22 protein-coding genes are annotated in these 18,733 nt (G+C 28.4%); 10 read left to right on the forward strand and 12 right to left on the reverse strand.

Annotated features, from left to right (window positions below; translation table 11 throughout):
- The first annotated feature begins 47 nt into the window (after positions 1-47).
- The 3 genes from ACQ65T_RS10550 to ACQ65T_RS10560 are packed head-to-tail and all read left to right on the forward strand — an operon-like array spanning position 48 to position 1,409.
- On the forward strand, positions 48-476 hold the full coding sequence (locus tag ACQ65T_RS10550) for a GNAT family N-acetyltransferase (RefSeq protein ID WP_430401045.1): 429 nt from the start codon (positions 48-50) through the stop codon (positions 474-476).
- Positions 476-958 carry a hypothetical protein gene (locus ACQ65T_RS10555; protein ID WP_430401046.1) on the forward strand — a complete coding sequence of 161 codons (483 nt, stop codon included), beginning with the start codon at positions 476-478 and terminating at the stop codon, positions 956-958. Before ACQ65T_RS10550 ends, ACQ65T_RS10555 begins: the two co-directional genes overlap by 1 nt.
- A 37-nt stretch (positions 959-995) precedes the next feature.
- Positions 996-1,409, forward strand: coding sequence for a hypothetical protein (locus ACQ65T_RS10560; protein WP_430401047.1), 414 nt, complete (start codon positions 996-998; stop codon positions 1,407-1,409).
- 8 nt (positions 1,410-1,417) lie between these two features.
- On the opposite strand, the gene ACQ65T_RS10565 is transcribed toward ACQ65T_RS10560, so the two are convergent.
- Together ACQ65T_RS10565 and mazG are read right to left on the reverse strand one after the other, a co-directional pair.
- Complete coding sequence (locus ACQ65T_RS10565) at positions 1,418-1,705, reverse strand: antibiotic biosynthesis monooxygenase family protein (protein WP_430401048.1); 288 nt, start codon at positions 1,703-1,705, stop codon at positions 1,418-1,420.
- A 150-nt stretch (positions 1,706-1,855) separates the two neighbouring features.
- Complete coding sequence (gene mazG, locus ACQ65T_RS10570) at positions 1,856-2,635, reverse strand: nucleoside triphosphate pyrophosphohydrolase (protein WP_430401360.1); 780 nt, start codon at positions 2,633-2,635, stop codon at positions 1,856-1,858.
- A 198-nt stretch (positions 2,636-2,833) separates the two neighbouring features.
- Between mazG and ACQ65T_RS10575 the strand changes: the two genes are divergently transcribed.
- Entirely contained in the window at positions 2,834-4,909 is a 2,076-nt protein-coding gene (locus ACQ65T_RS10575) for an ATP-binding protein (protein ID WP_430401049.1), read from the forward strand.
- 52 nt (positions 4,910-4,961) lie between these two features.
- On the opposite strand, the gene ACQ65T_RS10580 is transcribed toward ACQ65T_RS10575, so the two are convergent.
- The 3 genes from ACQ65T_RS10580 to ruvX form a co-directional block, all read right to left on the reverse strand.
- A complete protein-coding gene (locus ACQ65T_RS10580; protein ID WP_430401050.1) occupies positions 4,962-5,390 on the reverse strand; it encodes a DUF5606 domain-containing protein in 429 nt (142 codons plus the stop codon).
- Positions 5,391-5,446: 56 nt separating this feature from the next.
- Entirely contained in the window at positions 5,447-6,034 is a 588-nt protein-coding gene (gene def / locus ACQ65T_RS10585) for a peptide deformylase (protein ID WP_430401051.1), read from the reverse strand.
- A gap of 78 nt (positions 6,035-6,112) precedes the next feature.
- Positions 6,113-6,529: a Holliday junction resolvase RuvX gene (gene ruvX / locus ACQ65T_RS10590; RefSeq protein WP_430401052.1), complete on the reverse strand. Its 417-nt coding sequence runs from the start codon at positions 6,527-6,529 to the stop codon at positions 6,113-6,115.
- Between the two features lie 143 nt (positions 6,530-6,672).
- On the opposite strand from ruvX, the gene ACQ65T_RS10595 reads away from it, so the two are divergent.
- Positions 6,673-7,488 carry a 2,3,4,5-tetrahydropyridine-2,6-dicarboxylate N-succinyltransferase gene (locus ACQ65T_RS10595; RefSeq protein WP_430401053.1) on the forward strand — a complete coding sequence of 272 codons (816 nt, stop codon included), beginning with the start codon at positions 6,673-6,675 and terminating at the stop codon, positions 7,486-7,488.
- 3 nt (positions 7,489-7,491) lie between these two features.
- Positions 7,492-8,544, forward strand: a complete 1,053-nt coding sequence (locus ACQ65T_RS10600; protein ID WP_430401054.1) for a glycosyltransferase family 9 protein — start codon at positions 7,492-7,494, stop codon at positions 8,542-8,544.
- On the opposite strand, the gene ACQ65T_RS10605 is transcribed toward ACQ65T_RS10600, so the two are convergent.
- From ACQ65T_RS10605 to ACQ65T_RS10620, 4 genes are read right to left on the reverse strand one after another with little or no spacing between them, the layout of a single operon-like run.
- On the reverse strand, positions 8,534-9,478 hold the full coding sequence (locus ACQ65T_RS10605) for an NAD-dependent epimerase/dehydratase family protein (protein ID WP_430401055.1): 945 nt from the start codon (positions 9,476-9,478) through the stop codon (positions 8,534-8,536). The two genes, ACQ65T_RS10600 and ACQ65T_RS10605, sit on opposite strands and share 11 nt — an antisense overlap.
- A 12-nt stretch (positions 9,479-9,490) precedes the next feature.
- Complete coding sequence (locus ACQ65T_RS10610; protein WP_430401056.1) at positions 9,491-10,312, reverse strand: glycosyltransferase family 2 protein; 822 nt, start codon at positions 10,310-10,312, stop codon at positions 9,491-9,493.
- Positions 10,313-10,314: 2 nt separating this feature from the next.
- A complete protein-coding gene (locus tag ACQ65T_RS10615) occupies positions 10,315-11,127 on the reverse strand; it encodes a glycosyltransferase family 2 protein (RefSeq protein WP_430401057.1) in 813 nt (270 codons plus the stop codon).
- A 22-nt stretch (positions 11,128-11,149) separates the two neighbouring features.
- Complete coding sequence (locus ACQ65T_RS10620; protein WP_430401058.1) at positions 11,150-11,914, reverse strand: Kdo domain containing protein; 765 nt, start codon at positions 11,912-11,914, stop codon at positions 11,150-11,152.
- A 74-nt stretch (positions 11,915-11,988) separates the two neighbouring features.
- Here ACQ65T_RS10620 and ACQ65T_RS10625 point away from each other — a divergent pair, with 74 nt between their 5' ends.
- A complete protein-coding gene (locus tag ACQ65T_RS10625) occupies positions 11,989-12,840 on the forward strand; it encodes a glycosyltransferase (protein WP_430401059.1) in 852 nt (283 codons plus the stop codon).
- Between the two features lie 41 nt (positions 12,841-12,881).
- The gene (locus tag ACQ65T_RS10630; RefSeq protein WP_430401060.1) at positions 12,882-13,601 is read left to right on the forward strand and encodes a class I SAM-dependent methyltransferase; all 720 of its coding nucleotides are present in this window, start codon (positions 12,882-12,884) and stop codon (positions 13,599-13,601) included.
- Positions 13,602-13,610: 9 nt separating this feature from the next.
- On the opposite strand, the gene ACQ65T_RS10635 is transcribed toward ACQ65T_RS10630, so the two are convergent.
- From ACQ65T_RS10635 to ACQ65T_RS10645, 3 genes are read right to left on the reverse strand one after another with little or no spacing between them, the layout of a single operon-like run.
- A complete protein-coding gene (locus ACQ65T_RS10635; RefSeq protein ID WP_430401061.1) occupies positions 13,611-14,489 on the reverse strand; it encodes an ATP-grasp fold amidoligase family protein in 879 nt (292 codons plus the stop codon).
- A gap of 30 nt (positions 14,490-14,519) precedes the next feature.
- The gene (locus ACQ65T_RS10640) at positions 14,520-15,398 is read right to left on the reverse strand and encodes an ATP-grasp fold amidoligase family protein (RefSeq protein WP_430401062.1); all 879 of its coding nucleotides are present in this window, start codon (positions 15,396-15,398) and stop codon (positions 14,520-14,522) included.
- Between the two features lies 1 nt (position 15,399).
- Entirely contained in the window at positions 15,400-16,515 is a 1,116-nt protein-coding gene (locus tag ACQ65T_RS10645) for a glycosyltransferase family 4 protein (RefSeq protein WP_430401063.1), read from the reverse strand.
- Positions 16,516-16,622: 107 nt separating this feature from the next.
- Here ACQ65T_RS10645 and ACQ65T_RS10650 point away from each other — a divergent pair, with 107 nt between their 5' ends.
- Both ACQ65T_RS10650 and ACQ65T_RS10655 read left to right on the forward strand, forming a co-directional pair.
- Positions 16,623-17,189: an L-threonylcarbamoyladenylate synthase gene (locus tag ACQ65T_RS10650; RefSeq protein ID WP_430401064.1), complete on the forward strand. Its 567-nt coding sequence runs from the start codon at positions 16,623-16,625 to the stop codon at positions 17,187-17,189.
- An 80-nt stretch (positions 17,190-17,269) separates the two neighbouring features.
- Positions 17,270-18,685 carry a CCA tRNA nucleotidyltransferase gene (locus ACQ65T_RS10655; protein WP_430401065.1) on the forward strand — a complete coding sequence of 472 codons (1,416 nt, stop codon included), beginning with the start codon at positions 17,270-17,272 and terminating at the stop codon, positions 18,683-18,685.
- Positions 18,686-18,733 lie beyond the last annotated feature (48 nt).

Consider the following 18,733-nt stretch of genomic DNA (forward strand, 5'->3'; position numbering starts at 1 on the left):
TTTTTGCTTTAAAAGTTTTATATTTGAATAAGTTATAAAAGAGTAAAATGCAAAATATACAATTCGAAAAACTAACCGTTTCTAACATCAAAGAAATCATTCCGTTTGGTAAACTTCTTAACCCAGATAAATTAAACGAGGAAATAGAAAATAGCTTACAAGAAATGTTTCAATTTAATAATTATCATTGTTTTGGAATGTACCAAAATGAAAAATTAGTTGGAATTTCTGGCGCATGGATAACCGTTCGTATTTATTCAGGAAAACAATTGGAAATTGATCATTTTGTAATTGATGAAACCATTCGTTCTGGCGGCTTAGGAAAACTATTTGTAACGCATATTGAAAATTGGGCAATTAAAAATGGTTGCAAAACAGTTGAATTGAACGCTTATGTACAAAGCGACAGAGCGCATAAATTTTACTTTCAAAACGGTTATAAAGTGTTAGGATTTCATTTTCAAAAGAAAATATAATGAAAAATATAATTTTATTGATTGTTACTATTCTAACAATCTATAGCTGTGCTACTAATACACAAAAGAATGATTATAAACATTATGAATTTGTTTTAATTAAAATTCCTATTGATCAAAAATCAAGTCAAATGGTAAATGAATTACGTTTTACTGTTGATACAAAATCCGGCGAAACTCAAAAATTTATGCAATATAAATATGGAAAACAAATAAACGAAATTCCAACAAACAGAGCTTTACCAATGCAAATATGGACAAATGTAAAATTGTTTAATTGGACTGATGAGTTATTTACAATTGGTGTTTGTGGAGATTATATAAAAAAACCAACAATAGAAATAAATGGAAAACAAAAATATGTAATAATTGAATATAACAGCGTAATTGTTTTTGACTCTAAAAATGAAGACTGTTTTAAGAAAACCTATAAATACAGAGACTCTTTAACTAATTATTTTATTTCAAATACAAAAAAATAAAAGGACAACAATTATAACAAGTTTACGTTATTGTTTTATGAAATTTAAATTATTTTACCTTCTTGTTATTGTATTCTTCATTTCTTGTGACGAACCAAAATGTACCTCTTCAAATCCAATATTCAACAATAATGAATATACCTCTGAAATTTATCAAGAAGAGTTAGCAAATGTATTAGGCAAAAGTAATCCTGAAGAATTACAATTTTGGTTAAAAAGTTACACTGAAGATGAAAACAACAAATACTTAAACGTTAGTGTTCAAGGAAATGACATTTGTGCTGTTGCTGTAATTAAAATAAATAATATTGATTCTAAAATTAAAGGAATAGTAGATTCAAAAGGTGTTGGATATAGAGGTGCTAAATTAGAAAATCTAAAATTATTAACTTTAAGCGATAAAAAATCAACACGTTTTATTTATATAAGTTTAGACGCAATTATTGATTAATTTTTTTTTTAAAACTCATACTCACGTTCTACTTTTGCAATACGAACTTTATAGTTTTTATACCAAGCACTTCTTCCCTTTTGTTGTGCATCTAAATGGTCTAAATTAGCTTTCCAGTTTTTTATGGCTTCTAAACTTTCCCAATATGAAACAGTAATTCCTATCTCATTTCGAGCGCTTTCTATACTTATAAATCCTGGTTGTTTATGAGCTAATAGTTCTAGTTTTTCAGCCATTTCAGCATAGCCTTCTTCGATTTCTGTTCGTGTAGAAGTGAAAATTACTGCGTAGTACATTTCATTTTAGGTTTTGGGTTATTGGTAATGGGTAATTGGTTGAATCGTTAATTTGTTTAACTGTTATTCATCTTTCGAATAAACAAATCAACTAAAGCTTCTTCGCTTCTTCCCTTTTTGAATTTGAAAAATCAAAGATTTTCCTATTCCTTATTTTGGCAAGCGCTTCGCTTCTTCCCAAAACACATCCATTTCAGCTAAAGTCATATCAGATAGATTTTTTCCTAATTCGCCAGCTTTACTTTCTAAATACATAAATCGTTTCATGAATTTTTTATTGGTACGTTCTAAAGCATCTTCTGGATTTATTTTTAAGAAACGAGCATAATTTATCATCGAGAACAAAACATCTCCAAATTCGGCTTCCATTTTATCTTGATTACCTTCCTTTACTTCTACTTGTAATTCATTCAGCTCTTCTTGTACCTTTTCCCAAACTTGCTCAGGCTCTTCCCAATCAAAACCAACACCCTTTACTTTATCTTGAATACGACTTGCTTTCACTAACGCTGGTAAACTTTTTGGAACACCTTCTAAAACCGATTTCCTTCCTTCTTTTAGTTTTAATTTTTCCCAGTTGCGTTTTACTTCTTCTTCATCTTCGACTAAAACATCACCATAAATATGTGGGTGTCTATCAATTAATTTATCACAAATAGAATTAGCAACATCGGCAATATCAAAATCGTGCGTTTCACTTCCTATCTTGGCATAAAAAACAATATGCAATAATAAATCACCTAATTCTTTTTTAATCTCAGGTAAATCATTATCTAAAATAGCATCACCTAATTCATACGTTTCTTCAATTGTTAAATGACGTAAACTTTCAAGTGTCTGCTTTTTGTCCCAAGGACATTTTTCACGCAATTCATCCATTATATCTAACAAACGATTAAAAGCAGCTAATTGATTTTGGCGATTATTTATCATGTATTTAGGTTATAAATTAATTGATTCAAAATTAAAGAATTAAATCAACTTAACGCTTTTTCAAGTTAAAGAATAGTAAAAAAACAACATCTAAATAAAATTATCATTCGTAAGAATTTTATTTAGTTTAAATATTTTCTATTTTTACTAATAATCATTTACTTTTTTTCTTAAAAAGATAAATAAATAACTGTTATGAAAATAATATATAAAATATTTCTAGTCATTTTAATTCTGTTATTTATTGATAGCTATGGACAAAAATCAAATACATATAATCATTTATCCGAAAGTGAAATTGAATGGTTAAATCAAAATAAAAATTCTATAAAATATGCTCCTAATCCATTTTGGCCTCCTATGGACTATATTGATGAGAATGGAGAACATCAGGGATTAATTTCAGATTATATCAAATTTTTTGAAAAAGAATTGGATATCAAATTTGAAAAAACAAATTTTAGTAACTGGAATGAAATTTTAATTGGGCTTAAAAACTCTAAAACTGACTTTGTAGGTGCAATTCAAAGAACAAAAGAAAGAGAAGAGTTCTTATTGTTCTCTGAACCTTATTTAAAATCGCCTCTAGTAATAGTTGTAAAGAACAATTTTAATTTTAAAAATAAAGATGAAATAAATAAGATGAAACTTGCTGTTGTAAAAGGCTATGCAAGTATCGATTATATTAAAAAAAAATACCCTGGAGCTGAAATTATTGAATGCGAAGATGATTTATCTGCCATGCTAAAAACGTCATTGGGAAGTACTGATGGAACAGTTACCGACTTACTTTCAGGAAGCTATGTAGTAGAAAAATATGGAATCAACAACCTTGAATTAGCAACAGAGCTAAATTATTCATGGAATATATGTTTTGCTTGCAGAAAAGATTTACCAGAACTTTTTTCAATAATCAACAAGCTTTTCAATAAAATTGATGCAAAAGAAAGAAAAGTAATGTATGACAAATGGATCAATACAAATACTCTTCACAAAAAAAGTTATGTAGAAAAAAACCTAAATAAAATAATCATAATTACTGCTATTGCTCTTATATGCCTGGCTTTAGCTTTAGGATTTAATTTCATTTTAAAAAAGAAAATAAAAAAAAGAACGGAAGAACTATATGAAGCAAAAGTAAAAGCAGAAGAAAGTGACTTACTAAAATCAGCATTTTTAGCAAATATGAGTCATGAAATAAGAACACCTATGAATGGAATTATAGGCTTTACTACATTATTAAAAGAAGCTGATTTAACAAATGAAGAGATGATTCATTATATTGATATCATTAATAAAAGTGGAGAAAGATTACTCAACACCATAAATGACATAATCGATATTTCTAAAATTGACGCACATCAAATGCAAATATCAAATGAAGTAATAAGTGTAAATGAAACTCTTTTTGACTTATATAATTTTTTCAAAATTCAATGCGATGAAAACAAAGTAAATCTGAAATTAGACTTAGATATAAATTCTCAAGAAACTAAAATTCAAACTGATAAAAATAAATTCAATTCAATTCTTACGAACTTAATTAAAAATGCAGTTAAGTATACTGAAAAAGGAGAGATTACTATTGGTTTTAAAAAGGAAAATGACCATTATTTATTCTTTGTAAAAGACACTGGAATTGGAATACCAAAAGAACGATTTTCAGCTATTTTCGAAAGATTTGTACAAGCTGATATCGAAGACAAAAATGCTTTTCAAGGTTCTGGTCTTGGACTATCAATAGCAAAAGCGTATGCTGAAATGTTAGAAGGTAAAATTTGGGTAGAATCTGATTTGGAAACTGGTTCAACGTTCTATTTTACAATTCCACTCAGCAAAACTATTACTGAAAAGAAAGATAATTATTATAAAGAACCTATAGATAAACTAACAACTAGTACTAAAAAGTTAAAAATATTAATTGCTGAAGATGACATCATAAGTTTTACTTATTTATCTACCCTACTTCTAAAGCTTGGTCATGATATTATTCATGCTAAAAATGGTAAAGAAGCAATAGAAATATGTAAATCTCAAGAAGATTTAGATATTATTTTAATGGATATTAAAATGCCAGAAATTGATGGATTAGAAGCTACAATGGAGATTCGAAAATTTAACAAATCAATTTATATAATTGCGCAATCTGCTTATGTATTTGAAGATGACTTTATCAATTCAAAAAAAGTTGGATGCAATGAATTTTTAACAAAACCAATTGACAAAAACGAACTTATTCATATGATAAATGCATTTATAGAATCTAAATAATTAACAAAAAAATCCTCTATTTAGAGGATTTTTTTATTCTATAATGACTTGATTATTCAGCAGATTCTTCAGCTGGTTTTTCTTCAGCAGATAAAGCTTCGATAGACACAAATCCTTTTGGTTGAAGTATATTATACCAATTAAAAATTTTCTTAATATCAGAAGTATAAACTCTATCTTCATCAAACTCTGGTAAAATTTCACGGAAATATGATTTCAATTTAGCATCATCTTCTTTATGAGAAATTGTTGGGCCATCGTTTTCTTTTGTTGCAATAGACTTAAAAACTTCAGCCAAACGGACTTCTTCAGAATAAGTGTAAACTGCAATTTCAGAAAGCAAACTAACATTACTTCTCATGCTTACAGTTATTCTTTTTCCATCTAATAAAGATTCTGCAACAAATCCAGTACGAGTTTGGACTTTTAATTCATATAATCCTGGTTTCCCAGATATAGCTAATATTTTTTGAATGCTCATTATTGTAATTTTATTAAGGTTGGCAAATATCTAATCTTTATTTAAAAAAGCAAAAATTATCTTCCTTTTTTATTGGCAAATTTCATTCTATAATCTGGGTTGGCTTTACCATCCATTATATTTTGTAATTTTTTTCCAATTAATTTTTTCTTTAGTGTAGAAACATGATCTGTAAAAAGAATTCCTTCAATATGATCATATTCATGCTGAATAACTCTTGCAATTAAACCATTGAAAACCTCTGTTTTCTTATTAAAGTTTTCATCAAAATATTCAATTGTTATTATATCATGTCTAAAAACATCTTCGCGAACATCAGGAATACTTAAACAACCTTCATTAAAAGCCCATAAATCACCTTCTTCCTTAAGAATTTTAGCATTAATAAACGTTTGCTTAAATTTTTTAAGCTCAGCAGCTTCTTCTTTAGAAACATCATCACTCTCACTAAAAGGCTCTGTGTCAACAAGAAAAATTCTAATTGGCAATCCTACTTGTGGAGCAGCTAAACCAACTCCATGAGCATGATACATGGTTTCATACATATTGGCAATGATTTCTTTAAGATTTGGATGATCTTTTGTAATTTCTTCGCAATGTTTTCTTAAAACAGGCTCTCCATATCCATAAACTGGTAAAATCATTGTATTCTTTTTAAATAATTAGTTCGCAAAAATAGTAATTTATAGTGAGTTGAAAAATGAAATTGTTTTAATTATACGTTAAAAACGAGTTTTAGACATGTAATCTTGTAGCATGATAGTTGCTGCAATTTCATCAACAAGTGCTTTATTCTGACGTTGTTTTTTCTTTAAACCACTGTCAATCATAGTTTGAAAGGCCATTTTAGACGTAAAACGTTCATCTACCCTATCCAAAGGCATTTCGGGAAACTCTTTTATAAATTCTTTGATAAATTTTTCAATAATAGGCGCACTTTCAGAAGGCAAACCATTCATTTGTTTTGGCTCGCCAATAATTACTTTTTCAACTTTTTCTTTTGAAAAGTAATCTTTCAAAAATATAATCAAACCATTAGAAGCAACCGTTGTTAGGCCCGATGCAATAATTTGCATTTCATCAGTAACAGCAACTCCCGTTCGTTTAATCCCGTAATCTAAAGAAAGTATTCTTGGCATTTTTTTTTGTAAAGATACTAAAATGTTAAATGCACTAAAACCAATAAGACTGAAAAAATATAACAAAATAGCCCTAATTAAGACATATAAACTATTCGGTTCAATAATATAATTATTTTATCTTTGTTGAAAATTATTACAAGATGCAACATTTACAATCAATCATAGAAAAAGCTTGGGGAGACAGGGCTTTATTACAGGAAACCGAAACAATTAATGCTATTAGAGAGGTTATAGGATCATTAGACAATGGAAAACTTAGAGTTGCAGAACCTACAGCAAATGGATGGCAAGTAAACGAATGGGTTAAGAAAGCTGTTGTAATGTATTTTCCAATTCAAAAAATGGAAACGTTAGAAGCTGGTATTTTTGAATACCACGATAAAATGCTTTTAAAGCGTAATTATGCCGAAAAAGGAATTCGTGTTGTTCCTAATGCAGTTGCAAGATATGGCGCATATATTTCTAGCGGTGTAATTTTAATGCCTAGTTATGTAAACATTGGTGCTTATGTTGATGAAGGAACAATGGTTGATACATGGGCAACGGTAGGAAGTTGCGCTCAAATTGGAAAACATGTTCATCTTTCTGGAGGTGTTGGTATTGGTGGCGTTTTAGAGCCATTACAAGCAGCACCTGTAATTATTGAAGATGGCGCTTTTATTGGTTCACGTTGTATAGTAGTTGAAGGTGTTCGTATTGAAAAAGAAGCCGTACTTGGTGCAAATGTTTGTCTAACAGCATCAACAAAAATTATTGATGTAACTGGTGAAATTCCTGTTGAAGTAAAAGGAGTTGTTCCTGCGCGATCAGTAGTTATTCCAGGTAGTTATACAAAAAAGTTCCCTGCTGGTGAATATCAAGTTCCATGTGCATTAATTATAGGAAAGCGTAAGCCTTCTACTGATTTAAAAACTTCACTTAATGATGCATTAAGAGAATATAATGTAGCAGTATAAAAAATGAAAGTACTTGTCATACAAATTAAGATGATTGGCGATGTATTGGCAAGTACTGTCATTTGCGAAGCTATAAAAAAAGAACATCCCGATTGGGAAGTACATTATTTAATTCAAAAAAGTACTTTCCCAGTTGTAGAAAATAATCCTTTTATTGATAAAGTTATTTTTTTTGAAAAAGAAGAATATAAAGGGATAAGAGGTTTGTTTAAATTAGGATCAAAATTAAAACAGGAAAGATATAATACTGTTATTGATGTTTACGGTAAGTTTGAAAGCTTAATTCCGACTTATTTAAGTGGTGCAAAAAAACGAATAGGAACCTACAAATGGTATTCAAAACTATTTTTAACAGAAACTGTTATTCCTGATACAGAATGCAATGGAACCGCAAATGCATTTAGAATATTATTAGCAAAAACTGCTTTAGGAAATGAGATTCCTCAAATTTTTCCAAAAATTCATTTAACTCCAAATGAAATTAAAAACGCTACAGAATTAATTAACAATCAATTAGATACAACTAAGAAAATTATAATGATAAGCGTTTTAGGCAGTGGCAATAATAAAAGTCTGCCAAACTCATATATGGCGAACGTTTTAAATACAATTGCAAGTAGTTCAAACGTTCAATTAGTATTTAATTACATGCCGAACCAAGAAGCCGATGCTAAAGCTATTTTTGATTTATGCGATTCAAATACACAAGCAAAGATTGTTTTTGATTTTTATGTGAAAGGGCTTCGTGGATTTTTAGCAGTATTATCTCAATGCGATGCCTTAATTGGCAATGAAGGCGGTGCTACTAACATGTCTAAATCTTTAAACATACCTACTTTTACTATATACGCTCCATGGATTAATAGAACTTCATGGAATATTTTTGAAGAAACTGGCTTACATGAAATTGTTCATTTATCTGATTATTTCCCAGAACTTTATAAAAACAAACACCCCAAAAACTTTAAAGAAAAAGCTTTGGAGTGGTATGATAAATTTAATCCTGAATTATTTAAAGAAAAATTACAAAATTTTGTAGAAAAAATTAGTCAATAAACTTTTCTTTATACCATTTCACTTGCTCTTCAAGACCTTGTCTTAAAGAAACTTTAGGCGAATAATTTAATAGTTTTCTTGCTTTATCAATAACTGCAGCAGTTCGCTGTTGATCTCCTTTTCTAGGTGGTTTATTATCAATGATCAATTGCTTGTTCATAATTAGTTCAACTGCATTAATACCTTCTTGAGTAGTATTTACTTCGTCTGTTCCTAAATTAATGATTTCACCATCAACTTCATTATCTCTTCCAATTATTGCTATTAAGCCCTCAACTATATCACCTACATACGTAAAACTTCTTTCATGTTTTACACTACCTTCAAATAAAGGAAATGGTTTATTATTATATAAATTTTCAATTAATTTAGTATAAAGCTTTTCTGGGCGCTCTCTTGGACCATAAACAGAATACAATCTAACAGAACAAGCTTTTAATTTCCCTAATCGTTGCAAACCTAAGACAAGTTGTTCTGCAGCTAATTTAGTTGAACCATAAAAAGAAACTGGCTGTGCAGGAACTGTTTCATTTACAGTTGCCTCAATACCATAAACTGAAGAAGTAGCTATATTTACAAAACATTTAATATCTTGATTGTATTGAATTACAGCTTCCAATAAGCTCTGAGTAGCATAAATATTATTTCTAACATACTCTTCTAAAGTTGTATCTGAAGAAATACCTGGTTGTGCAGCTAAATGATAAATATAATCATAAGGTTTTTCAAAAACTTTTGATAAATCGTCATTTAAATCTAATCTAAAAATACGAACTCCTTTTGACTCTAAATCTGTGGCATTCATTTCTTTCAAAACCGGGCTATAGTAATCATTGAAATTGTCTAATCCAACAACTTCATGACCTAAACTGACTAATTTTTCACACAAGTGTGAGGCAATAAAGCCAGCTGCTCCTGTTACAAGTATTCTCATCTTATCTATTTTTTATTTCTTGATTCCAAAAGGAGTCCATTTAATTTTCTTATCCTTAACTTCTTTTCTAATAGCTAAATTAGCAGCTAAAGATTCTGGGGTTTTATATCCTCTTGCATGATCCAAGTGTAAAACAATTGCTTTGTGACGAATTTGCTTTCCTTTAACACCATAATTTTCTAATCGCTCACCAAATTCCCTATCAGGACCTCCATATTTCATTCGCTCATCATAACCGTTAATTGCAATCATGTCATCTTTAAAACCTGATGAATTACAATTATTAAAAGATGGGTTTGTAGGTGATATAAAATCTAAAAATTTAGCAATAACACCTTCTGAACCTAGTTTTAAAGTATTCGAAAAATCTAATTTCTCAATTTTATTTAACCATTTAATATCAAAACAATTTTGAGAAAGGATATCTTCTTTAGTGATAGCCTTACTTGTTTTCATTGGTAATTTACAATAACCTCCGGATAAAAACTTACCTTTTTCTGCTTGCTCTGCATGAACTTGAACAAAATCTTCTCTAGGTATACAATCACCGTCAGTCATAATTATGTATTCATAATTAGCTTTAACAATGGCAACATTTAAAATTTCTTGACGTCTGTATCCTAAATCTTCATGCCAAAGGTGTCTAACAGGTACTGGGTAATCTTTTGCATAAGAATCAATTAACTCTTTTGTAGATGGTTTTGAACCGTCATCTGCAATAATTAATTCAAAATCCTTATACGTTTGATTGCTGTAACCAATTAGTACTTTTTCTAACCATTCTTCTGCATTATAAGTACTTACAACAACTGATATTTTTAAATTATTTTCCAATTTTATTCTTTTTTAATGCCATTACTAATCCAAGTAATATTATTTTTTTTATTAAAATTCCTAATGGCTAAATTATTCAAAATTTTAGACTTATCCGCATATTTTCTTTCATGTTCCAAATGAAGACAAACGGCATGATAACGTAACTGTTTAGAAAGTATACCATAATTAAATAATCTTTCTCCTAATTCCCTATCTAAACCACCATATTGCATATCTTCATTAAATCCGTTTACAGATAACAAATCATGTTTAAAACAAGAAGTGTTATGACCGTTAAAAGTTCTTTTTGTGGGAGTTACCCAATTCATAAAAGCAGCAAAAAGTTTAACTCTTGTTAATTTAGATAATTTAAAACTTTTAGAAATTCCATTTTTAATTAGCCATGAAACTGAAAAACACTCCTGATTTTGAATATTCTTTAATGAAATCTTTTCAGAAATATGCATGGGCAATTTAAAATAACCTCCGGATAAAAAATAACCTTCCTCCTTATGTTTTAAGTGTGCTTCCAAAAAATCATTTCTAGGAATGCAATCTCCATCTGTAAAAAGTAAATAATTTGATTTTGCTTTAAGAATTGCTTTATTAAGGATTCTACACTTTTGAAAACCTTCATCCTTTTGCCATACATGGACAATTGGATAATTAAATTTATCTTGAAATTCTAAAATAAGGTTTTTTGTTTTTTCATTAGAGCCGTCATCTGCAATTACAATTTCAAAATCATTTTCAGTTTGGAAACTATATCCAAGTAAAACTTTTTGAAGCCACTCTTCAGAATTGTATGTAGTAATAATTATAGATAATTTCATTCAATAATAAAAATGAAAGATACTACTTTTTCCAAAATTTCAGCTGTTTTTTTAATTTCTTTCTTCTATTAAATTTATCTAAAAAGGTTTGAGATGCCTCCATTAGCATGTTATAAAAATCTGTTTCAGAAAGACCAAATAAAGGAGCATAAGCTTCACTAAACTTGCTGTTGATGTAACTATCGGTTGTAAGTTTAGCAATATTTTTTATTCGTTTTTCTAACGATAAAGAATCATGAAAATTCATTCTATTTAAATCAACTAAATAAAATTCGTATTTATTTTCGTCTACTTTTTTTATTAATGTATTTCCAGCAGTATTATCTATAAATTCAATTCCTTGATTGTGAATCTTGAAAAAGAAAGCAGCAGATTGTTTTATAATCTCATCTCTATTAGGATAATCTGGTTCAAAAATTAAATTTCTAAACATCAAGTCAACATCTTGTTGAAGACTAAAATAATAACTGTCTTTTAAGCCTGTAATAGTTTTATTCTCATAAAACGCAAAAGGCTGTGGAGTTCCAATATTCTTACTCAACAAAACTTGAGCATATTCAAATGAACGTTGTGCTTTAGACTTTCTAATGTAACCGTATATTAAACTATTAATTAAATTAGGTTTTTTAAACGACTTTATATTCACATTAAAACCATCAATTTCAAAGACTTTAATCACATTGCGTTTTTCAGACCCAATTAATTCACCTGAACTTTTAAAATTCTTTAAAAGAAAGTCAAATTTATTTTGAAGAGATATGTAATCAGAGTGAAGTACTTTTTTCATTTGAAAGAAATTCATTTATAGCCACAAAAGTAAGTTTTTTTATTAATTTAGTTTATTTTTACCAAAAAAAAGCCATGTTTTATCATTTTCTAATTACTCGTTTCAATTTGAAAAATCCTGATTGGGATGTAACAAAGAATAACGAAGCTCTTTTAGATGAGAAATGGATGGATGAACGCTTAGAGCTATTTTCTAATTTTTGTTACCCATCAGTTGTTAACCAAAATAACAAAAACTTTAAATGGTTGCTTTTTTTTGACAAAAGCACTTCTGAAAAATACCGAAATAAAATTTCTAAAATTATTAATAACAACCCTCAAGTTATTCCGTTTTACATTGACGGAATGCCAAAATTTCAAGAATCAATATTAGAATTTATAAAAGAAAATGCAAACGATAAAGAATATTTAATTACTTCGAGAATTGATAATGACGATTGCATTCATATTGATTTTATCAATGAAATTCAGAAACAATTTAACAAGCAGGAATTTTTAGCCATTGACAATATAAATGGTTATACTTTACAAGTTGAGCCAAACTTTATTTTAGGTAAAAAAGAGCATATTTTCAATCCTTTTATTAGTCTAATTGAACGTAATAAAAATCCAAAAACTGTTTGGCATTACGTACACAACATGTGGAAAAGAGAGCCAAGACTAATTCATTTATCAGAAAAAAGGTTATGGCTTTCTGTTATACACGGGAAAAATAAAGTAAATGAATTTGATGGTTATGGAAATATAAAATGGGAAGAAATAAATGCTGATTTTATAGTTTCTGAAGAAAAAAACAAAGAGATTCTTTTAACTCAGCTACCATTTTCAAAATGGTGGTTTTTAAGTGTAAAAAACTATTTATATGTAAAAATGGTTCTTTTTAGTAAACAAATAAAAAAAAGTATAGGTATTTATAAAGTTAAGTAAAACTGAATACAGAAAGTAAAATTTGAATAAAGTAAATGTATATGAATGATTATAGAGTAATATTTCAAAAAAGAGCTAATGACTATCATTTTGCTATGCAGGAATATGAAAACACTAGAGCTAATGAATTTAACTCTCTGATTTCTTCTATAGATTTTTCAACCATTACAGAAGTTTTAGATATTCCCTCTGGTGGAGGATATTTAAAAAATTATCTTCCTGAACATGTTAATACTACTTTTACAGATTTCTCAGAAGGTTTTACTAATGAAAGTATTAAACTGGTTTCACCAGAAAAGTTACCTTTTGAATCTAACTTTTTTGATGTGATTTTTTCTCTTAGTGGTATGCATCATTTAGATAATGTGCCCCAATTTATTGAAGAATGTTTAAGAGTGATTAAGGATGATGGCCATTTTATATTTGCTGATGTAAAAAAAGGAACTACTGTTGATATTTTCTTAAATTCATTTGTAAATGAATTTAATTCATTAGGACATAAAGGCGATTTCTTTTGTGAAGATTATTTTAAAAAGCATCCAAATATTGATAGTAAAATAATTAATTGCCAATACAATGAATATCCATTTATTTTTAAAGACGAAAAAGAAATGATTCATTTCTTTAAGCTCTTTTTTGGCTTAGACAAAGCTACTGACAGTACCATTTATAATGGTGTAAATGATATCTTGGGAATAAAAACAACAAAAAAAGGACTAGAAGTAAACTGGGGACTAATTCAATTTAAACTAAAAAAGTAGACCCAAAAACTATAATGGTAATTTCATTAAATCTCCGAATTCAGTATTAAACCTTTCTATAGAACTTCTTATATTTCCCGCAGTTGAAAAAAAAGTAAGTTCACCAAATATAATTTTAGTTTGAATCGAATATAAGTCTACACGTAAAAAAATAAATCCCTCTGATAATTTTTTTGCAACCAGAATCATTTCATCAAAATTTATAGGTTTATCGAACTCTACATTAGAAAAAGATGAAACATATTTCTCTGGCATTACCTTGTTCCAGTTTAAATCATAAAAAGCTTTTTTTATTCCATTTGATGTTGTCTTTTGCACAAAAACATATTTTGGTTCACCATGAAAACAATGAAACTTATAGTCAATAAGCGAATCACTATCGATTTCAGAGATGTATTTTTCAATTAAAATACGTGGTTGAACATCTTTATAAATTAATTCACGAAATTTATAATAATAGTTATCTGAAAGAAATTGGTTTAACTTCTTTTTTGTTTTATTTACATCTAATTTGCTCTTATCTTTTACAATAATATTGTAACCAGAACCATGAGTCCCTTTTAAAACGAATTGTTTAGGCAAATTATCAAATTTTATATCCGAAACAGAGTCAAATACTCCTATAATATCATTTAAATATTTTTCACCTACTTTTTCTTTAACATGTCTTCTTACTTCATATTTATCTACATATTTTCCATACTTTTCTGTATAATAAAATAGTTTTAGCCATTGAGTTTTTTCCATAAACTCTTTTGGTTTTTTTAAATCAGGGTATACTCCATTTTTTTGAAAGTATTGTAATTTTGAAATTTTTTCATCATTACTTCCTATAAGTTTAAGAAATGCAATGCTTAGTTTGCAATATTTTCTTTTGAAAAAATTCATTGATATTACTGGTAATATGATTAATTGAAACTAATTAGGCAATTGAATTAAGTCTCCAAATTCTTTATTAAATTTCTCAACCGATAAACGTTTTATTCCTCCATGTGGAAAAAAAGTTAATTCTCCAAAATAAATTTTTTCTTTAATTGAATATAAATCAACTCTTACAAAAATTAAATCTTTTGAAAGTTTATTTGAAATTTCAATCATCTCATCAAAATTTTCAGGTTTTCCCATTTCAACATCTAAAAAATTTGATTCATTAAGATCATCTTCAACTTTATTCCATTTTAAATCATAATAACAATTACGGAATTTACCATCATGAAAAGTTTTTACCCAAACATATTTTGCTTCACCATTGAAACAAAAAAACTTATAATCAATTATATAATCTCCTTCTGATTGAGTTAAAAATTCTTCAGCTAATATTCTAGGCTTAACAGATTTATAAATAGCTTCTCCATTTACTTTACTATAATCTTTGTTTAAATATTTTTGAAGTTGCTTTTTAGCTTTAATCCAATTCAACTTTGATTTATCTTCTACAATAATGTTATAACCAGAACCATGAGTACCTTTAAGTGCAAACTGATTAGGCAACTTACTTAAATTGATTTCTTCTACAGAATCATATACATCTATAAACCCATTTAAATATTCATTCCCAATTATTTTAGCAACATAACTTCTCACCTCATATTTATCAACTAAATAACCATATTTTTCAGTATAAAAATTAAATTTTAACCATTGAAGTTTTTCGGTAAACTCAGTTGGATTATCAAGATTCAGTTTTGTATTGTTTTTAAGGAAATATTTAGCTTTTGAAATACTTATTTCATTTGCTCCGATAAATTTTAAAAAACCAACTAAAAGTTGATAATATTTTCTCTTAATAAAATTCATATTATATCTTACTGTTTAATAACACCTCGTTTAATTCATTGTACATTTTTTTTGCAATTACTTCTTTAGTGAAATTATCTATTAAAAACTGACGTCCGTTTGCCTTACACTTTTCTTGCAATTGTTTATCATTTAGCATTTGTTCTACTTTATCTGCAAAAGAAATAGGATTACCTACTTCTGCTAATAAACCCGTTACATTATCTACAATAACTTCTGGAATACCTCCGGCATTTGCTGCTACAATTGGCACTCTACAAGCATATGATTCTAAAAGAACCCCACCTGTAGGTTCATTATTAGACGTAAAAAGAAACAAATCAAATTCTGGTAAAATTTCAGGAATATCTCTTCTAAATCCTGCAAAAATTATATCATTTTGTAAACCTAATGCATCTACTTGTTCTTTAATTTCTGATTCTAACGGTCCATCTCCAACTAAAACATATTTTGCTTTAACATTATTCCGTTTAACTAACTCTGAAACAGTATTTACCCAAGTTTTATGATCTTTAAACCCTGTAAATGCAGCAATATTCCCTATTATCTTATAATCTTCTGGAATATTAAATTCTTTATGTAACATTCTTGTTTTCTCAGACTTATTGAACTTATGTATATCCGTAACACTTCCTACAACGCATAATTTCCTATGGTCTTTCACAGCATATTTTAAAACATCAACTACTGGATATGAAACACAAATTATCTTTTTAATTCCACTATAATTGTATTTCCACTTTCTTAAAAAGTTTGTATCGACTCTTTTAATTAGGGTTCTACATAAAACTAATGGCAACTTTAAACCATAAAAAAGTGAAGACAATACTGCTAAAGTGTGCGACTCACTATTATGTATGAAAACAATATTCGCTTTTTTTTCTTTTGCAATTTCAGCTAACTGTTTGGCAAACTTTAAATCATATTCAGATTTTGGGTTTAGAGGAATAACCTGCATTCCTTTTTCAGTTGCAATTCTAAATGTTTCAGAATTATCCGGACAAACTATCCATTGGTCCTCTACATATTTATAATCTTTAAAAGCTTCATATAGATATATAATCTTTTGCTCGTGTCCACGCCAACCTTTAGAAACTGTAATCTGAATTAATCGCATAAGAAAAATGTAATTTAAAACAAAAATAGAATTATTTTAACAACTTTTAATTTTTAATCAAAATGATTTTATAAAGTTTAAATACCTTTGTATATAATATAAAATTCATGGACATCAATACAGAAGTACACAAGGCATACGAAGTAATAAAAAATGGCGGGATTATACTTTACCCAACAGATACCGTCTGGGGAATAGGTTGCGATGCATCAAATGAGGAAGCCGTTGCTAAAGTTTATGCCTTAAAGCAACGTGAAGAAAGCAAGAGTATGATTTGCTTAATGAATAGCGAAAAAATGGTTTATGCTGTATTTCCAAAAATTCCTGAAGTAGCTTGGGACATTTTAGATTTATCTGAAAAGCCGACTACGGTAATTTTAGATGGACCAAAAAATGTTGCGAAAAATATTATTTCAGAAGACAACACACTTGCAATACGTATCGTAAAGGAACCTTTTTGTTATAAGTTGATGGAACGAATGAAAAGACCTTTAGTTTCAACTTCAGCAAATCTTTCTGGAATGTTTACTCCAAAAACTTTTAAAGAAATTAGTCCTGAAATTTTAAAAGGTGTAGACTATGTAGTAAATTTGTACCAAGACAAAGTTTGCAAAAATCCTTCAACTATAATAAAGTTATCTTTAGATAGCCAAGTGAAGATTATTCGCAAGTAATTAATTTGAATGTTTGGAGATTTGAAGATTACATAAATAATTTTCAAATCGAATAATTTTCAGGTTTTTCAAATTGAAATATGAATTACAAAAAAGCACTCTCAAATCCTATTTTCGAAATCATATCAAAAGCAGGTAAAGAATTAAATCTTGACTGTTATGTAATAGGTGGATTTGTAAGAGATTTTCTATTAGAACGGGATTTTAAAAAAGACATTGATATAGTTGCTGTTGGAAGTGGAATTGAATTGGCTTTAAAAGTTTCAGAATTATTACCCAATAAACCAAAAGTTCAAGTTTTTAAAAACTATGGAACAGCAATGTTACGATATAAAGAAATTGATATTGAGTTTGTTGGAGCTCGTAAAGAAAGTTATCAATTAGACAGTAGAAATCCTATAGTTGAAAATGGAACTTTAAAAGACGATCAAGACCGAAGAGATTTCACCATAAATGCTATGGCATTTTCTTTGAATTCAGCAAATTATGGCGATTTAGTTGATCCTTTTGAAGGAGGAAAAGATTTAGAAAATAAAATCATTAAAACACCTTTAGATCCAGATATTACATATTCTGATGATCCTTTACGAATGATGCGTGCGATTCGATTTGCAACTCAACTTAATTTTGAAATTGAAGCGCAATCTTTAAATGCAATTACTGACAATAAGGAACGATTGAAAATTATTTCTGGAGAGCGAATTGTAGACGAACTGAATAAAATTTTAGAAACACCAAAACCATCTATTGGATTTCTATTATTATATAAAACTGGACTCTTAGACATTATTTTACCCGAATTAACAGCTTTAAATCAGGTAGAAGAAATTGAAGGACATACTCACAAAAATAATTTTTACCACAGTTTAGAAGTTGTAGATAATATTTGTCCAAATACTGATGATGTTTGGTTAAGATGGGCAGCTCTTTTACACGATATTGGAAAAGCACCCACAAAAAGATTCAGTAAAAAACAAGGGTGGACTTTCCATGGTCACGAGTATTTAGGAGGAAAAATGGTAAAGAAAATTTTCCAACGTTTGCACATGCCATTAAATCAAAAATTGAAATTTGTACAAAAAATGGTCATTATGAGCTCTCGACCTATTGTGTTAGCGCAAGATATCGTTACCGATAGTGCCGTTCGACGTTTGGTGTTTGATGCAGGAGAAGATGTAGATAATTTAATGACACTTTGTGAAGCTGACATAACAACAAAAAATCCTCATAAATTTAAAAAATACCATAAGAACTTTGATATTGTTAGACAAAAAATTATAGAAGTAGAGGAGCGAGATCATGTTAGACAATTTCAACCTCCAATTTCAGGAGAAGAAATTATGACACTTTTCAACCTAAAACCATCTCGAGAAATTGGAATGTTAAAGGAAGCTGTTAAAGAAGCAATATTAGAGGGAGAAATAGCTAACGAATATGAAGCAGCATTTGATTTTGTTATGAAAAAAGCAGAAAAAATGGGTCTGAAAAGAGTTTAACTTTTCATTTAACAAATGTTAGATTAAAAGTTAATAATAATAGAATTA

It is taken from the genome of Flavobacterium sp. (assembly GCF_965284515.1).
GTDB lineage: Bacteria > Bacteroidota > Bacteroidia > Flavobacteriales > Flavobacteriaceae > Flavobacterium.

What these genes read in the sequence shown, in the direction of transcription:
- ACQ65T_RS10550 (WP_430401045.1), top strand. Translation starts at nt 48, where the DNA reads ATGCAAAATATACAATTCGAAAAACTAACCGTTTCTAACATCAAAGAA.
- ACQ65T_RS10555 (WP_430401046.1), top strand. Translation starts at nt 476, where the DNA reads ATGAAAAATATAATTTTATTGATTGTTACTATTCTAACAATCTATAGC.
- ACQ65T_RS10560 (WP_430401047.1), top strand. Translation starts at nt 996, where the DNA reads ATGAAATTTAAATTATTTTACCTTCTTGTTATTGTATTCTTCATTTCT.
- ACQ65T_RS10565 (WP_430401048.1), bottom strand. Translation starts at nt 1,705, where the DNA reads ATGTACTACGCAGTAATTTTCACTTCTACACGAACAGAAATCGAAGAA.
- ACQ65T_RS10575 (WP_430401049.1), top strand. Translation starts at nt 2,834, where the DNA reads ATGAAAATAATATATAAAATATTTCTAGTCATTTTAATTCTGTTATTT.
- ACQ65T_RS10580 (WP_430401050.1), bottom strand. Translation starts at nt 5,390, where the DNA reads ATGAGCATTCAAAAAATATTAGCTATATCTGGGAAACCAGGATTATAT.
- def (WP_430401051.1), bottom strand. Translation starts at nt 6,034, where the DNA reads ATGATTTTACCAGTTTATGGATATGGAGAGCCTGTTTTAAGAAAACAT.
- ruvX (WP_430401052.1), bottom strand. Translation starts at nt 6,529, where the DNA reads ATGCCAAGAATACTTTCTTTAGATTACGGGATTAAACGAACGGGAGTT.
- ACQ65T_RS10595 (WP_430401053.1), top strand. Translation starts at nt 6,673, where the DNA reads ATGCAACATTTACAATCAATCATAGAAAAAGCTTGGGGAGACAGGGCT.
- ACQ65T_RS10600 (WP_430401054.1), top strand. Translation starts at nt 7,492, where the DNA reads ATGAAAGTACTTGTCATACAAATTAAGATGATTGGCGATGTATTGGCA.
- ACQ65T_RS10605 (WP_430401055.1), bottom strand. Translation starts at nt 9,478, where the DNA reads ATGAGAATACTTGTAACAGGAGCAGCTGGCTTTATTGCCTCACACTTG.
- ACQ65T_RS10615 (WP_430401057.1), bottom strand. Translation starts at nt 11,127, where the DNA reads ATGAAATTATCTATAATTATTACTACATACAATTCTGAAGAGTGGCTT.
- ACQ65T_RS10620 (WP_430401058.1), bottom strand. Translation starts at nt 11,914, where the DNA reads ATGAAAAAAGTACTTCACTCTGATTACATATCTCTTCAAAATAAATTT.
- ACQ65T_RS10625 (WP_430401059.1), top strand. Translation starts at nt 11,989, where the DNA reads ATGTTTTATCATTTTCTAATTACTCGTTTCAATTTGAAAAATCCTGAT.
- ACQ65T_RS10630 (WP_430401060.1), top strand. Translation starts at nt 12,882, where the DNA reads ATGAATGATTATAGAGTAATATTTCAAAAAAGAGCTAATGACTATCAT.
- ACQ65T_RS10635 (WP_430401061.1), bottom strand. Translation starts at nt 14,489, where the DNA reads ATGAATTTTTTCAAAAGAAAATATTGCAAACTAAGCATTGCATTTCTT.
- ACQ65T_RS10640 (WP_430401062.1), bottom strand. Translation starts at nt 15,398, where the DNA reads ATGAATTTTATTAAGAGAAAATATTATCAACTTTTAGTTGGTTTTTTA.
- ACQ65T_RS10645 (WP_430401063.1), bottom strand. Translation starts at nt 16,515, where the DNA reads ATGCGATTAATTCAGATTACAGTTTCTAAAGGTTGGCGTGGACACGAG.
- ACQ65T_RS10650 (WP_430401064.1), top strand. Translation starts at nt 16,623, where the DNA reads ATGGACATCAATACAGAAGTACACAAGGCATACGAAGTAATAAAAAAT.
- ACQ65T_RS10655 (WP_430401065.1), top strand. Translation starts at nt 17,270, where the DNA reads ATGAATTACAAAAAAGCACTCTCAAATCCTATTTTCGAAATCATATCA.